This window comes from Mesorhizobium sp. M6A.T.Ce.TU.016.01.1.1, assembly GCF_003997065.1.
Classification (GTDB): Bacteria; Pseudomonadota; Alphaproteobacteria; order Rhizobiales; family Rhizobiaceae; genus Mesorhizobium; species Mesorhizobium mediterraneum.
On sequence record NZ_RZTJ01000004.1, the window covers coordinates 238,016 to 253,558 of the forward strand.

At 62.9% G+C, this 15,543-nt stretch carries 13 protein-coding genes; 6 read left to right on the forward strand and 7 right to left on the reverse strand.

The genetic code is table 11. The features are described from left to right. On the reverse strand, positions 1–230 hold a 230-nt coding region (locus EOC94_RS34530), incomplete at its 3' end, for a carbon monoxide dehydrogenase subunit G (protein ID WP_245465534.1). A gap of 158 nt (positions 231–388) precedes the next feature. Between EOC94_RS34530 and EOC94_RS09870 the strand changes: the two genes are divergently transcribed. Beyond that, positions 389–2,194: an IlvD/Edd family dehydratase gene (locus tag EOC94_RS09870; RefSeq protein ID WP_127290131.1), complete on the forward strand. Its 1,806-nt coding sequence runs from the start codon at positions 389–391 to the stop codon at positions 2,192–2,194. A 180-nt stretch (positions 2,195–2,374) separates the two neighbouring features. Here EOC94_RS09870 and EOC94_RS09875 read toward each other — a convergent pair whose 3' ends face one another. After that, positions 2,375–2,794 (reverse strand): GFA family protein, encoded by a 420-nt coding sequence (locus EOC94_RS09875; protein WP_095482987.1) that lies wholly within the window; start codon positions 2,792–2,794, stop codon positions 2,375–2,377. Positions 2,795–2,986: 192 nt separating this feature from the next. On the opposite strand from EOC94_RS09875, the gene EOC94_RS09880 reads away from it, so the two are divergent. Genes EOC94_RS09880 through EOC94_RS09890 form a run of 3 tightly spaced genes read left to right on the forward strand, consistent with a single transcriptional unit; the run spans position 2,987 to position 5,664 of the window. Further along, positions 2,987–3,805, forward strand: coding sequence for a sulfurtransferase/chromate resistance protein (locus EOC94_RS09880; protein ID WP_127290431.1), 819 nt, complete (start codon positions 2,987–2,989; stop codon positions 3,803–3,805). Next, positions 3,802–5,211 (forward strand): chromate efflux transporter, encoded by a 1,410-nt coding sequence (gene chrA, locus EOC94_RS09885; protein ID WP_127290133.1) that lies wholly within the window; start codon positions 3,802–3,804, stop codon positions 5,209–5,211. The genes EOC94_RS09880 and chrA overlap by 4 nt, the downstream gene beginning before the upstream one ends. Before the next feature lie 54 nt (positions 5,212–5,265). Further along, positions 5,266–5,664, forward strand: a complete 399-nt coding sequence (locus tag EOC94_RS09890; RefSeq protein ID WP_126103819.1) for a hypothetical protein — start codon at positions 5,266–5,268, stop codon at positions 5,662–5,664. 124 nt (positions 5,665–5,788) lie between these two features. Here the strand turns inward: EOC94_RS09890 and EOC94_RS09895 are convergent, their stop codons facing one another. Both EOC94_RS09895 and EOC94_RS09900 read right to left on the reverse strand, forming a co-directional pair. Continuing rightward, positions 5,789–7,378 (reverse strand): trimethylamine methyltransferase family protein, encoded by a 1,590-nt coding sequence (locus tag EOC94_RS09895; protein ID WP_095482983.1) that lies wholly within the window; start codon positions 7,376–7,378, stop codon positions 5,789–5,791. A gap of 179 nt (positions 7,379–7,557) precedes the next feature. Beyond that, the gene (locus EOC94_RS09900) at positions 7,558–9,051 is read right to left on the reverse strand and encodes a PLP-dependent aminotransferase family protein (protein ID WP_127290135.1); all 1,494 of its coding nucleotides are present in this window, start codon (positions 9,049–9,051) and stop codon (positions 7,558–7,560) included. A gap of 314 nt (positions 9,052–9,365) precedes the next feature. Between EOC94_RS09900 and pgi the strand changes: the two genes are divergently transcribed. Both pgi and EOC94_RS09910 read left to right on the forward strand, forming a co-directional pair. Further along, positions 9,366–11,009: a glucose-6-phosphate isomerase gene (gene pgi, locus EOC94_RS09905; RefSeq protein WP_127290137.1), complete on the forward strand. Its 1,644-nt coding sequence runs from the start codon at positions 9,366–9,368 to the stop codon at positions 11,007–11,009. Positions 11,010–11,014: 5 nt separating this feature from the next. Further along, on the forward strand, positions 11,015–11,737 hold the full coding sequence (locus EOC94_RS09910) for an HAD family hydrolase (RefSeq protein ID WP_127290139.1): 723 nt from the start codon (positions 11,015–11,017) through the stop codon (positions 11,735–11,737). Positions 11,738–11,994: 257 nt separating this feature from the next. Here the strand turns inward: EOC94_RS09910 and EOC94_RS09915 are convergent, their stop codons facing one another. From EOC94_RS09915 to EOC94_RS09925, 3 genes are all read right to left on the reverse strand, one after another. Beyond that, positions 11,995–12,492 (reverse strand): GNAT family N-acetyltransferase, encoded by a 498-nt coding sequence (locus EOC94_RS09915; RefSeq protein WP_127290141.1) that lies wholly within the window; start codon positions 12,490–12,492, stop codon positions 11,995–11,997. 183 nt (positions 12,493–12,675) lie between these two features. Next, positions 12,676–13,419 carry a methyltransferase gene (locus tag EOC94_RS09920; protein ID WP_127290143.1) on the reverse strand — a complete coding sequence of 248 codons (744 nt, stop codon included), beginning with the start codon at positions 13,417–13,419 and terminating at the stop codon, positions 12,676–12,678. Positions 13,420–13,427: 8 nt separating this feature from the next. Beyond that, positions 13,428–15,296 carry a long-chain fatty acid--CoA ligase gene (locus EOC94_RS09925; protein ID WP_127290145.1) on the reverse strand — a complete coding sequence of 623 codons (1,869 nt, stop codon included), beginning with the start codon at positions 15,294–15,296 and terminating at the stop codon, positions 13,428–13,430. Between the last annotated feature and the right edge of the window lie 247 nt (positions 15,297–15,543).

A 15,543-nucleotide genomic window follows, 5' to 3' on the forward strand; every position in this document is an offset into this window, starting at 1 on the left:
GTGTAGGAATGCGGCGGGTTGAGATTCCTGAGCGTCACCCCGCCGTTGAACGTAGCCTTGATCGGGCCGATCTTGAGCACCACGGTCGCTCCCATCTCGGTGTCCGACTTCTTTTCGAGGCTCTGACAGCCCGGAATGGTCTGCCTCAGAACGTCCGGGTCGTTCAGCGCTTCCCACACCTTTTGCAGGGGTGCGGCGATGCGTTCCTCGCCTTCGATCACCAAAGCCATCAAAATCTCCCGGATTCAAAATTGACAAACCCCGATCCGGTCTAGCGTGGGGGCCGATGTATGTCTATCGCACCAAAGTCCGGATTCGGATGGCGCGTGCCTCTTGCCTGCTCTCGCGCGTTGTCATATCGATTTGTCATACAAATACGGAGACCATGATGGCCGGCGCCCCCACAACTAAGAAGAAATTTCGCTCGCAGGAGTGGTTCGACAATCCCGACAACCCGGGGATGACGGCGCTTTACCTCGAGCGCTACCTGAATTACGGGCTGACGCGTGCCGAACTGATGTCGGGCAAGCCGCTGATCGGTATCGCCCAGACCGGTTCGGATCTGTCGCCCTGCAACCGCCATCATATCGAGCTGGCCAAGCGCGTGCGCGAGGGCATCGTCTCGATGGGCGGCATCCCTTTCGAGTTCCCGTGCCACCCGATCCAGGAGACGGGCAAACGCCCGACAGCGGCGCTCGACCGCAACCTTGCCTATCTCGGCCTGGTCGAAGTGCTCTACGGCTACCCGCTCGACGGCGTCGTGCTCACCATCGGCTGCGACAAGACGACGCCGGCCCTGCTGATGGCAGCGGCCACCGTCAACATTCCGGCCATCGCGCTGTCGGTCGGCCCGATGCTGAATGGCTGGCACAAGGGCAAGCGCACCGGCTCCGGAACGATCGTCTGGGAATCGCGCCAGCGCCTGTCGGCCGGCGAGATCGGCTATGACGAGTTCATGGACATCGTCGCTTCCTCGGCGCCGTCCACCGGCTATTGCAACACAATGGGCACTGCCACCACCATGAATTCGCTGGCCGAGGCGCTCGGCATGCAGCTGCCGGGCTCGGCTGCGATCCCCGCGCCCTATCGCGAGCGCGGCCAGATCGCCTATGAGACGGGAAAACGTATCGTCGACATGGTGCATGAGGATCTGAAGCCCTCCGACATCATGACCCGGCAGGCCTTCGAGAACGCCATCGTCGTCAATTCGGCCATCGGCGGCTCGACCAACGCGCCGATCCACCTCAACGCCATCGCCCGCCATCTCGGCGTGCCGCTCGACAATGACGACTGGCAGAAGGTCGGCCTCAAGATACCGCTCATCGTCAACCTGCAGCCGTCGGGCGAATATCTCGGCGAGGATTACCACCATGCCGGTGGCGTGCCGGCGGTCGTGGCCGAACTGATGAAGGCTGGGCTGTTGCCCCATCCCGACGCCATGACCGTCAACGGCAAGACGATGGGCGACAATTGCAGTGGGGCCGTCAACGAGAATCTCGACGTCATCCGCACCGTCGCCGAGCCGCTGAAGGCCAATGCCGGCTTCATCAATCTTAGGGGTAATCTGTTCGATTCGGCGATCATGAAGACCAGCGGCATCTCGCCCGAATTCCGCGAACGCTATCTGTCGAACCCGAAGGACCCTGAGGCCTTCGAAGGCAACGCCATGGTCTTCGACGGTCCCGAAGATTACCACGCCCGCATCGATGATCCGGCGCAAGGCATCGACGAGCACACGATCCTGTTCATGCGTGGCGCCGGCCCGATCGGTTATCCGGGCGGCGCCGAAGTCGTCAACATGCAGCCGCCGGCCCATCTCATCAAGAAGGGCATCCACGCGCTGGCCTGCATCGGCGACGGCCGCCAGTCGGGAACGTCGGGCTCGCCGTCGATCCTCAACGCCTCGCCCGAAGCCGCCATAGGCGGCGGGCTGGCGCTGCTGAAGACCGGCGACCGCGTCCGCATCGACCTGCGCAAGGGCACTGCCGACATTCTCGTCACCGATGACGAGATCACGCGCCGTCGCGCCGAGCTGCAGAACAGTGGCGGCTATCACTACCCCAAGCATCAGACGCCATGGCAGGAGATCCAGCGTGGCATGGTCGACCAGTTTTCCGAAGGAATGGTGCTGAAGCCGGCGGTGAAATATCAGGATGTGGCGCACACCAAGGGCGTGCCGCGGGACAATCACTAGAGCAATTCCAGGAAAAGTGTGAAGCGGTTTTCCGTCCGGAATTGCGCAAAAACAAAGAGATAGAGCGGTTCGGCGTTTCCGTGAAACGATGAACCGCTCTAACGTCGGCCTCCGGCGCCTTCCGCTGGCCGGCGGCTTGGTTCGATCAAGCCGCCGTCAGATGTTTTCTGAGCCCGCCGCTCACAAATAACCGGTGATCTCCGGCGCTTGGTCCTGCCTGTCGCGCTTGCCGTCCTCGTAAACGATTGGTGCTGCGGCGAGTTCCTCTTCGGTGACGTCGTCGAGGCAGGCGACGTTCACCGCCCAGAAATTCCCGCCCATGAAGTCGAGAAAGCCGCGCGAGAGAAAATTCGCGCCGCAGTTCGGGCACATATAGTGGTTGATGTCGCCCTCCGGCCAGTTCGACGGCGTCGCCTTGTATTCACGCATCCGGTCGCGGCCATCCGTCACCCTCACGGCCTCATAGGCAGCGAAGGATTTCCGGTAGCCGAGCTTCCAGCAGAAGCTGCAATTGCATTTGCGGATGCCTTCGGCGAGGTCGATATCGGCTTCGAAACGCACCGCGCCGCAATGGCAACTGCCGAGATAGGTCTTTTTCATGGGTTTCCTCCCAGAAATGTTCTGGTTCCGCCAAGCCGGCCGCCGGAGCCGGAGCATCCTTTGCTCCAGGGATGACGCTTGACAAGTGGGCGCGACAAATCCACGATCATGGCAAGGGGTGCATCGCGACGACCCCGTGAGGCGTCAGCCCAACGTTCGCGTCCAAGCTTCTCTTTCAAGGAGGTGGACGCCATGCCGTCAACAACCGTTATCACCGTATCGCAACTGTCCCGTCTGATTGGTCTGCCGGGCGCGCCAACGATTATCGATGTTCGCGTCGATGATGATTACAACGCCGATCCGCGCCTGCTGCCGGCCTCAAGCCAGCGTGATTTCAAAACCGTCCCAACCTGGGCATCCGAATTCACCGGCAGCCGAGTGGCGGTCGTCTGCCAAAAAGGGCAGAAGCTCTCGCAAGGCGTGGCCGCATGGCTGCGGCATGAGGGCATTGCCGCCGAATCCCTCGAAGGCGGGTTCGAGGCCTGGCGCGATGCCAAGGGGCTTTTGGTCCGCACCGGCAAGATGCCTACCCGCGACGAAAGGGGCCGCACCGTGTGGGTGACGCGGGCCCGCCCGAAGGTCGATCGCATCGCCTGCCCCTGGCTGATCCGGCGTTTCATCGATCCGAGCGCGGTTTTTCTCTTTGTTGAAGCGGCCGAAGTGCCGGCTGCTGCGGATCGCTTTCAGGCCGTGCCTTTCGACATCGACAATGTGTTCTGGTCACACCGCGGCGAACACTGCACCTTCGACACGATGATCGAAGAGTTCGGGCTCGAATCCGAGGCGCTCGACCGCTTGGCCATGATTGTGCGCGCAGCCGATACCGCAAGCCTCGATCTGGTTCCCCAGGCGGCCGGATTTCTGGCCGCCTCGCTTGGACTGTCGCGGATGTTTCGCGACGATCTTGAACAGCTGGAGGCAGGGATGCTGCTCTACGATGCGTTTTTCCGATGGTGCCGCGACGCCACCGAGGAGACGCACAACTGGCCAAGCGCGAGCAAGCCATCATGAGCGCCATGCCGTCTGACAAAACGGGGGCTTCTGGCAAAACTGGCGGGATCGTCGAAGCGCCGGCAGCGCCAACCTTCCGCGAAGGGGTAAAGCTCTGGGCGAAAATCGGCCTGCTCAGCTTCGGCGGGCCGGCTGGGCAGATCTCGCTCATGCACAAGGAACTGGTCGAGGAACGGCGTTGGATCGGCGAGCAGCGTTTCCTGCATGCGTTGAACTACTGCATGCTGTTGCCCGGCCCTGAAGCCCAGCAACTCGCCATCTATATCGGCTGGTTGCTGCACCGGACGATCGGCGGCCTCGTCGCCGGCATCCTCTTCGTCGCGCCGGGCGCGCTTGTGATGCTCACCTTGAGCATCCTCTATGCGCTGTATGGCGACGCGCCCCTTGTCGAGGCGCTGTTTTTCGGGGTGAAGGCGGCCGTGCTCGCCATCGTGATCGAGGCGATGATCCGGATCGGACGGCGTGCCCTCAAGAACCGGGTCATGGTGTCGATCGCGATCACCGCCTTCATCGCCATCTATGCGCTGAACGTGCCGTTTCCGCTCATCATCCTGCTTGCCGGCCTGGCAGGCTGGATTGGCAACCGTGTTGCGCCGGGCCTCTTTTCCGGCGCGTCGCACGGCAAGGGCGATGCTCCCGACGTCAAGGGCGCGGTCGACCTGATGTTCGAGCGCGGCGAGCTGGCCCACACCAGGCCGACGCGATGGCATGCGCCGCGCACCATTGCGATCTGGCTGCCGATCTGGCTGGGGCCTGTGCTTCTGATCTGGGCGTTCACCGGATCCGCCAGCGTGTGGACTGAGATCGGTGGGTTCTTCAGCGTCATGGCGGTCGTCACCTTCGGCGGCGCCTACGCGGTCCTTGCCTATGTCGCGCAGGCAGCGGTCGAGTCCTTCGGCTGGCTCGCGCCCGGTGAGATGGTCGATGGCCTCGGTCTTGCCGAAACCACGCCGGGTCCGCTCATTCTGGTCCTGCAGTTCGTCGGTTTCCTTGCCGCGTTCCGCCAGCCCGGAGCCTTGAACCCACTGCTTGCCGGATCGCTAGGGGCGATGCTCACCCTGTGGGCCACGTTCACGCCTTGCTTCTTCTGGATATTCCTCGGTGCGCCCTACATTGAAGCCCTGCGCGGCAACAAGGCACTGTCGGCGGCGCTGACCGCGATCACCGCCGCCGTCGTCGGCGTCATCATGAATCTCGCTCTGTGGTTCGGCTTGCACGTCATTTTCGGCGAGGTGCGCAACATCGGGCTTGGAATGGACGTGCCGGTGCTCTCATCGATCGACTGGGGTGCGGCGCTGCTGTCGTGTGCTGCCATGATCGCCATTCTGAAGCTGAAGATCGGCATGCTGCCGACGCTTGCGGGATCTGCCCTTGCTGGCGTTGTGTTGCTGGCAGCGAGCGGATAACGGCGGCGTGCGGCAGTCGCTTCGCTGCGGTTTCGGGCATTGGATAGAAACATCATGGCGAGACGGCGCTCTTCCCTAGGCTTCCTCGGAATGTTCGGTCGCTCAGGCGACCTCAGGCAACTCGACGCCGCGTTGCGTGGCGTCGACCTTCATCCTGCCCTTGTGCCGGAGGGAGCAAAGCTCACCATCGTCAATCTGATGAAGGATCACTGGCCCGACGAGCCGCCACCACAAGCCTACCCACCGGTGGCGCAGCTATTTGGCTATTGTATTGCCGGGCCGGAAGCGTTCGAGCAATCCAACGGCCTTCAACATAGGCTGGATGCGGAGCGCCGGCTCGAGGCAGCCCTTGAGGCCGGCGACAGCTTCGATGCGCAAATTATACTGATGACGCTGCATGCCAAGCTGATCAGCAGCGAGGTCGTCGAGCGCTACGGTTTGAGCGCCGACTAGACCATGATCCCGAAAAGTGGAAACCCGGTTTTCGGAAAAGGTCATGGTCAAACAGAAGGTAGAGCCCCATCCCGATTTTGTCGGGATGGATTAGGCTCTGACAGTTTTTTGACGGGAAGCGTCCTCAGCCGCCCATGCCGCTGCGCGGCAGATGGATCAGATTGCCGAAGCGAGCGCGTAACTTGTCGTCGAGGAGCTTCGGCACGTGGCGCGGGAAGCGCTCGGCGAGGATGCGTTTCTTCTCGATGATTGCCCGCTGCAAGATGTCGGGCCTGCCCTTCTCGTTCCACTCCTTCGGCGAAAAGCGATCGCCGACCGCCGGATAGAAATATTCGGTCTGCATCAGCCGCAGCGTCTGCTCGTTGCCGAGATAGTGACCTGGCCCCTTCAGGCAGACGTCGGCGATGGTGTCTATCGACAGCGACTCATCGGTCACCTCGATGCCGCGCACGCAGCGCAGGCAATGGCCGAGCATGTCGTTGTCGATGATCAGGCTTTCCAGACAGAAGCCGAGCAGCGAGGCGTGCATGCCGGCCGATTCGTAGACGAGGTTGAGGCCGGCAAGACCGGCCATCACATCGGTGATGCCCTTTTCGTAACCGGACTGAATGTCGGGCAGTTTCGAATCCGTCATGCCGGCGGCCGAACCACCGGGCAGATCGTAGAATTGCGCCATCTGGGCGCAGGCTGCGGTCAGCACCGCTTGCTCGGCCGAGCCGCCGGACATGGCGCCGGTCCTGAGGTCCGAGACGAACGGCCAGGTGCCGAAGATCGCCGGATGCCCGGGCTTGATGGCGTTGACATAGACAAGGCCGGCGAGCACCTCGGCCACCGCTTGCACCACCGCACCGGCGATCGCCGCCGGCGCCGTGGCGCCCGCCTGGCCGGCCGACAGCAGCAGGATCGGAATGCCGCCTTCGACGCAGGCCTCGAGCACGCCGCAAGCGTCCTCGGCGAATTTCATCGGCGGCACGACAAAACAGTTCGAATTGGAGACAAAAGGCCGCGCGCGAAAATTCTCTTCGCCGCCGGCAATCGCGTAGAGCATGTCGAGCGCCGGCTTGACGTTCTCGCGCACCGTGAAGGACGTGCCGACATGCTTCGACGTCCCCATCACACAGGCGTAGAGCGTGTTGAAATCCATGTCGAGCGGATCGGGAATGTCGCGCGGCACCATCGGCCGCTGGAAGAAGTGGATGTTGTCGAGCCCCTCGACGATGCGGGCAGCGTCGTAGATGTCCTGCAGCAGCGACTCCCGGTATTCGCGCTTCTCGACATCGACCAGATGCACCGCGGCACCCGCCGTGCCGTAATGCACGCGCTTGCCCTGGATCAGCATGTCGTGCTTGGGATCCTGGCCATGCAAGGTGAAGTGGCGCGCGGCCTTCTTGATCGTGTCGAGGACAAGCGCGCGGGGAAAGCGAATTCGCCCGTCCTCGCCGAGAGTGGCGCCGGCCTTGGTCAACGCCTCGATGCAGGATGGGATGGCATTGGCGAAGCCGACCGTTTCAAGCAGCGTCAGCACTGCTTCGTTGATGCGCTCGCGGTCGTTTTCGCTGAGCGGCCCGTAACTTCCGCCTTCGAGGCCGGCGCGCACCGGCTTGATGTCGTCGGCAAGTGGCGCCGCACGCATGGCGCGGCGCGCTTCACGCCCGCCGGAACGCCGCGAACGTTGGTCCGAGGGCGTATCCGGCTTCTCAACAGCCACTGACATGGAGGCACTCCACCTTTAGCTGCGAAGCTGGCGGCGGCGGTTGGTCCACCATCGGACTGCTTCGTCCCCTTATGCCTCGAACTATGCCGTCGGCCTTGGCACAGCCTATGAGCCAGACGGTCCCGTCGCATATGCCAGAGCGCTAAAGAACGGTGGCCGGTCCCAGCCCGGACGAGGCATCAAGCCGCCGCCGGCCTGCGCCCGGCCGCCGTTGCCAGTTCGCGGATGCCGGGCTCGATGTGCTGCAGCGCGATCGAGGAGATGCCCAGCCGCATGAAGCGCGACGGCTTTTCGGTGCGGTCGAAGAAGCGGTCGCCAGGCTCGATGATGACGCTGCGCGAGGCAGCGGCCTCGGCCAGCCCGCGCGAGTCGGTGCCGCGCGGTCCCTCGAGCCAGAGCGACGCGCCGCCGGCCGAATCGGTCGAGCGCCACTCCGGCAGGAATGCGGTAATCGCATGGATCAGACGCTTGCGCCGTTCGTCGAAAGCGCTCGATAGCCGCCGCACCAGCGCCTCATGGTGACCAAGCGATAGGAACAGCGCGACGGCGCGCTGGTTGTTGGCCGGCGGATGACGCAGCATGAAGCGGCGTAGCGCGCGAAGCTCGGAGATCAGCCCGGCCGAGGCGACGATGTAGCCGAGCCGCAGACCGGGAGCCAGCGTCTTCGACATCGAGCCGACATAGATGACCCGGCCGGAACGGTCGAGGCTCTTCAGCGCCTGCTGCGGCGCCTCGTCCAGGAGCTGGCTGTCATAGCCGTCCTCGATGATGATCTGGTTGTGGCGGTTGGCGCGCGCCAAAAGGTCCTGCCGGCGCTCCGCCGACAGTGGCACCATGGTCGGGCAATGGTGGCTGGGCGTCACGAAGACGAAGCCGGAATCATTGGGAATAGAAGCGGTTACGATGCCGGAGTGGTCGACCGGGACCGGTGTGACGTCGGCGCCCGCCAGCCGGAAGATCGATCGTGCGTCGGGATAGCCGGGGTCTTCCATGGCCACTTTGGAGCCCTTGGTCATCAGCAGCGTCGCCAGCATGTAAAGCGCGTTCTGCGCGCCGAGCGTCACGATAATCTCGTCGGGATTGGCGAAGATGCCGCGCCGCGGCAACAGCCGCGCCTGGATCTGCTCGATCAAGAGCGGATCGTCGCGGTCGACCATGTCGGACGCCCAGTTGCGGATCTCGAGCACGGCAAGCGCCATGCGGTTGCACTCGCGCCATTCGGCGGTTGGGAACAGTGCCGGATCGAACTGGCCATAGACGAAGGGGTAGGACGACTTGATCCAGTTGTCGTGCTTGGCCGGCGGCGGCATGTCGCTGGCCGCGATCTGGCGGCGCGCCTTCCAGTCGATCTCGTTGGCCTGGTCGGGCGCCTTCTGATGCGGCCTCGCCGGGGTCGCCAGCACGTCGGGGTTGACGAAATGGCCGCGCCGTTCGCGCGCCACCAGGAAACCCTGGTCGACGAGCTGCTGGAAGGCCAGCACCACGGTGCCGCGCGCCACGCCGAGTTTCTCGGCTAGGATCCGGCAGGACGGAAGCGGCATCGAAGCGGCGATCTGCCGGTCGAGGATGGCGGCGACGATCGCTTGACGGATCTGCGCCTGCAGGGTCTGGCCGGAGTCCGCCGAAATCCGGAACAGGCCGGACCACATGGCCGTGTCGTTTCGCTGTGGCATGGAAAATGTTCCTCGATGGCCAGCCTATTTCATTTGGCTGGACCAGTCGAATGTACCGGTGGCACAAGGCGTTGCGCCAATCAATTTTTCTGATCGTTGGGATTTACGCCAGTGATCCTTCGCTGCGCTGCGGCATCCCCCGGTCACGCACTGCGTCATCCCCGGCGTGACGCTGCGCGTCATCCCCAGCGTGACGCAGTGCGTCATCGCTGCGCATTGAAACCAGTGGATTTCGGCTAGATAGTTTGCCGCGACGACACGCGCCGGAAACATCCGGCCTGTTATGTTGGCATCAAAGACTTTGGAGCAAGCCAGTGGATCAATCGTCCTTTCAAAAACAGCTCGACGCCCTGCGCGCTCACCGTGCGGCCAAATCAGGCAGCATGCGCGAGGCTTTCGCGGCTGATCCGCAGCGCTTCGAAAAATTCTCCGCCACCGACGGCGACCTGCTGCTCGACTGGTCGAAATGCGCGGTCGATGCGCAGACGATGGATCTGCTTGAGAAGCTGGCGGGAGCCGCCGATCTCGAAGGCCGGCGCGCCGCGATGTTCTCGGGCAAGAAGATCAATGTCACCGAAGGCCGCGCCGTGCTGCACACCGCGCTGCGCAACCTGAACGGCAAGGGCATCGTGCTCGACGGCCAGGACGTGAAGGCGGAAGTCGTCGCCGTGCTCGACGCGATGGGCGCCTTCGCCGATGCCGTGCGCTCCGGCAAGGCGGCCGGCGCCACCGGCAAGAAGATCACCGACATCGTCAACATCGGCATCGGCGGGTCCGACCTTGGCCCGGCCATGGCAACGCTGGCGCTGGCGCCCTATCACGATGGGCCGCGCACGCATTACGTGTCCAACATCGACGGCGCCCATATCCACGACACGCTGAAGGGCCTTTCCGCCGAAACCACGCTGTTCATCATCGCTTCGAAGACCTTCACCACTGTCGAGACGATGACCAATGCCGAGACGGCGCGCGACTGGGTGCAGAAGGCGCTCGGCCAGGAAGCGGTCGGCAAGCATTTCGCCGCCGTCTCGACGGCGCTGGACCTGGTGGCCAAATTCGGGATCGCGTCCGACCGCGTCTTTGGCTTCTGGGACTGGGTCGGCGGCCGCTATTCGGTGTGGGGCGCGATCGGCCTGCCGGTGATGATCGCCGTCGGCCCGAAGAATTTTCGCGAATTTCTCGATGGCGCTCATGCGATGGACGAACATTTCCAGACGGCGCCGCTGGCCAGCAACCTGCCGGTGCTGATGGGGCTGATCGGCTGGTGGCACCGGGTGATCTGCAAATATCCCGCCCGCGCGGTCATTCCCTACGACCAGCGTCTGTCCCGGCTGCCGGCCTATCTACAGCAGCTCGACATGGAATCGAACGGCAAGAGCGTCACCCTCGACGGCGGCGCTGTGACCACTCCGACGGGCCCGCTGGTCTGGGGTGAACCCGGCACCAACGGCCAGCACGCCTTCTTCCAGCTGCTGCACCAGGGCACCGATTTCATCCCGGTCGAATTCCTAGCCGCGGCAATCGGCCATGAGCCGGGCCTCAAGCATCACCACGATCTGTTGCTCGCCAACTGCCTGGCGCAGTCGGAAGCCTTCATGAAGGGCCGCACGCTTGAGGAAGCACGCGCGCAGATGCTGGCAAAAGGCATGACGCCGGCCGAGGTCGACAGGATCGCCCCGCACCGCGTCTTCTCCGGCAACCGACCCTCGGTGACGATCCTCTACAGACAACTCGATCCGCATACGTTCGGGCGGCTGATCGCGCTCTATGAGCACCGCGTCTTCGTCGAGGGCACGCTCTTCAACATCAATTCCTTCGACCAATGGGGTGTCGAGCTGGGCAAGGAACTGGCGACCGGGCTGCTGCCTGTCGTGGAAGGCAAGGAGAATGCCGCAAAGCGGGACGCGTCGACCGCTGGGCTGGTGGGACACATCCACCGATTGCGCGGATCGGAGTAAGCGGCTTGGCCGAGATCAAGGGAATATTGTTCGATAAGGACGGCACGCTTGTCGACTTCAATGCGACATGGCTCGGCGTTGCCGATTTCATGGCGATGGATGCGTCGGAGGGCGACCGCTGGAAGGCCGACAGGCTGCTTGCCGCGGCGGGCTACGATTTCGCCACCAAACGCTTCAAGCCCGACTCCATCTTTGCCTCCGGCACCAACATGGATGTCGTCGAGCTTTGGTTTCCGCGCCTGTCCGACGAAGACCAGATGCTTGCCGTCGCCCGCTTCAACGAGATCACCTCCATGCAGGGCTCGGCGATGGCGGTGGCGCTGCCGGGCATCGTCGAGACGCTCGGCGTTCTTCACAGGAAAGCCTATCGGCTCGGCGTCGCCACCAACGATTCGACCACCGGCGCGGAAAAGACATTGCTGACGCTGGGCGTCGCGCAGCTGTTCGACGCCGCCTATGGTTACGACGCGGTGGCCAATCCGAAACCGGCGCCGGATACGATCCTTGCCTTCTGCGACCTGACCGGCCTGAGGCCTGCCGCGATCGCCATGGTCGGCGACAATCGCCACGATCTGGAGATGGCGCGGGCCGGCGGCTGCGGTCTGGCAATCGGCGTGCTCTCCGGCACCGGCACGCGGGAATCACTGTCACAGATCGCCGACGTCATTCTGGATTCGGTTGCCGATCTGCCCGACTTTCTTTCGGCAAGGGTCAAGGAGACGACCTGACTGGCCAACTGACTGGCAAGGCCGGGGGCAAAACTCAAATCAACCTGGGCTTTCCCGCCAATGGTCGAGATGGGTGGAAAGTTGCCGCTGGCTCATCTGCCAGAACGGGCACGTTGCGCCAGAAGCGGACACCCGAAAGGATGGTTGCGAACCGCTAGAGCGGTTCAGCTTTTGATAGAATCGCCGAACCGCTCTAAGTATTTGTTCTTACGCAATTCCGGACGGAAAACCGCTACGCACTTTTCCTGGAATTGCTCCTAGACCCGCAAGCCTGGCTCGGCAGGTCGCGATACATACTCCGGGAACTCCGCGGCGCCTCTGCTCAGGGCCTTCACCATGAGAAGACCATCATCAAAGAAGCCGTTTCGAGCGTAAAACTGGCGCGTGCGTTCCTTGCCAAGCACCATGGCAATACGGAAGACAGCGCATCCAGTCCGCTCGCCCTCCGCCTCGATCCACGCCATCAGCTTGGTGCCTGTGCCAAGGCTGCGTAGCGTCGTGTCGACCACCACGTGGTCGGCTTCGATGTACTTCCCGCACCAAATCTGAATGCCCGTCCAGAAGCCGGAGAGACCCACCAGCCGATCGCCGATATAAGCCGCGATGCAGCGGTAATTGCCCTGAGCGAGCATCGCCGAGAGTCGTTCACGAAACGCGGCTTCGTCTAGATGCGAGTTGCCCTGCCGGAACACTGGATAGATCGACAGCATCTCATCGAGCCCATTGAGTTCACGAATTGTCACCTCGTCGGTCACGACAGCCCTCCTCCCCTGTCGTTCCACTCTGCGGTCGATTCCGGCCGCGGTCCAGTAGGATCTTCCAATCAGGGATTGAGCCAGTCACTGCTCAGGGTCAGATCGGTCATGCGATCCTTCGAAACTGAACGACCGCAATGGCGCGATCCCGCTCATTCAGAGTGATGGGGTTTCGATCTAGCGCTAGCGATCTTCAGGCTCGAAGCGAAAGACGCCGCTCGGCTTGCTCGCGGCACCCTTCGCGTCGCCGAAATCCGGCACCCGATATTCGGCGAGCAACCGCAGCCGGGACAGCGGCAAGTCTGTGCGACGGGGATCGCCGACCAGCACCTCGATACCGGCTGCCAGGCAGCGATCGAAAAACGGGGTGACCCGACGAGCAACCTCGCGGCCGTAAAACACATCGCCCGCGAGAACGAGGTCGACCGCAGGTGGCGGCCCCGTGGTGATATCATTGTCGATAACGGTGATCGTGACGCCGTTCGCCATGGCATTGAGGCCGAGCGCAGCAACGCCGTTGCGATCGATCTCGGCGGCGATCACGTCGCTGGCGCCAGCCTTTGCCGCGGCGATGCCGACGAGGCCCGAACCGGCGCCGAGGTCGAGCACGCGGCGACCCACCACCGTCTGCGGCTGGTCGATTATATAGCGGGCGAGCACCGCGCCGCCGGCCCAGGCATAGGCCCAATAGGGTGGCTGCAGCTCGTTCTCGTCGGCTTTCGCTTCTTCTTCCGGTCCCTCCGGCTCGAACCCCTGTCCTTCCGGATCGGCGAGCCGTCTGAGGCCGCTTCCCGGATGAGCCGTGTAAAGCCGGATTTCGGGAAGCGAAGGCACCGGCAGCAGCTGCATGTTCGCCCTGATGAACGCGACCGGGTCAGGGCCGGAACGCGGGTCGACCGCTTCACCACCGGCAAGGCAATCGTCCAAAATCGTGCCTATCCCCGCAACGCCCGCCGCAGGATCTTGCCTACCGGCGTCTTCGGCAGTTCGGTCCGAAACTCGATGTATTTTGGCCGCTTGTAGCCGGTCAGGTTCTCGCGGCAATAGACAGTCAGCACCTCAGCGGTCAGCAACGGGTCCTTCCTGACGACGAACAGCTTCGGCACTTCGCCTGAATGCTCGTCCGGCACGCCGATCGCCGCAACTTCTAGGACGCCCGGATGCAGGGCCACGACTTCCTCGAGTTCGTTCGGATAGACGTTGAAGCCGGACACAAGGATCATGTCCTTCTTGCGATCGACGACCTTGGTGTAGCCGCGCTCGTCCATGAAGCCCATGTCGCCCGACTTGAAGAAACCATCCTTGGTCATCACCTTGGCGGTCTCGTCCGGCCGGTTCCAGTAACCGGCCATCACCTGAGGTCCGCGGATGCAGATCTCTCCGACTTCGCCGAGCGGCAAATCATTGCCGTCGTCATCGCGGATGGCGATCTCGGTGGACGGCAGCGGCAGGCCGATCGTGCCGGTGAAGTTGCCATCGCTGAATGTGTTGGCGGTAGCCACCGGTGAGGTTTCCGAAAGCCCGTAGCCCTCGGTGACCGGGCAGCCGGTGAGCGTCTTCCAGCGTTCGGCGACACCCTTCTGCACCGCCATGCCGCCACCTAGTGTCAGGATCAGCGGCTTGAAGTCGAGTTTGCGGAAATCCTCATTGTTGAGCAGCGCGTTGAACAGCGTGTTGAGGCCCGGAAAGATGTGGATCGGGTATTTGCCGAGTTCCTTGACGAAGCCTGGAATGTCGCGCGGATTGGGAATGAGTATGTTCCGGCCGCCCATTTGCATGCCCATAAACGCGTTCACCGTCAGGGCAAAGATATGATAGAGCGGCAGCGCGCAGATGAAATTGAGATGCGCCGGTTTCGGCTTGACCGTGTAGGCGTCTTCGACCCAAAGCGCGTTCTGCGCGACATTGGCCAGCACGTTGCTGTGCAGCAGCACCGCGCCTTTCGAGATGCCCGTGGTGCCGCCGGTATATTGCAGGAAGGCGATATCGTCGGCTGCGACCTTCACCGGCTTGAAGTTCACGCTGGCGCCTGCCTTCAACGCGGCGTTGAACTTGACATGGCCTGGCAGCGACCAGCCCGGCACCATCTTCTTCACGCGGCGCACGACGAAATTGACGATCGTCCCTTTCAGGCCGCCAAGCATATCGCCCATCGCCGCGACCACGACATGCTTGACCGCCGTCTTGGCGATCACCGCCTGCAAGGTGTTGGCGAAATTTTCGAGAATGACGATGGCTTGCGCACCGGAATCCTTGAGCTGATGTTCCAGCTCGCGCGGCGTGTAGAGCGGGTTGATATTGACCACGACATAGCCGGCGCGCAGCACTGCCATCATCGCCACCGGATATTGCAGCACGTTCGGCATCATCAGCGCGACGCGCGCGCCTTTCTGCAGCCCTGTCGATTGCAGATAGGCGCCGAAGGCGGCCGATTGCCGCTCGACTTCCGCATAGCTGATGGTCTTGCCCATGCAGGTGAATGCGGGCCTGCCGGCGTACTGCTTACAGACGTCGGCGAGCAGATCGCCGATGGAGCCGAAGGGCAGGGCGCCGATCTCGGCCGGAACGACTTTCGGATAGCTTTTGAGCCAAGGCTTTTCCGGCAATCGAGCGGCAGGCGCTTTCGGCAATCTCCTGGCCGAACCCGGCTTCGACCCCGATGAAGCCGTAGTCGCTGCCGCCTTCGGCTTGACCGCGGCAACGGCTTTGGTGGGCGGCGATTTTGGCTTGTCGGGGCTGGCCGGTTTTGCGGCAGCTTTGGCCTTCGCTTTCGCTGGTGCCGTCGTCCTTGGTGTTTTTGCCACCTGTCCCTCCCTCGGTTGTTCTTATTGTCTCTGCTTGCCCGCCGCGTCGTCTCCGAATGACAGAGACGTCCCTCCGCTGTTGCCGGCATCCAGGAAATCCAACATGCCATCTATGTATTGCGACTATCGGCAGCCGTGCAAGTCTGCCCCTGCGGCAAGACGGGAAGAAAACCTTCCGCGCCAACGACAGGCCGAAGGTCGCGGTTCCTGCTATCGGTCGCGTTAAAGATAATAAAAAAATGCAATC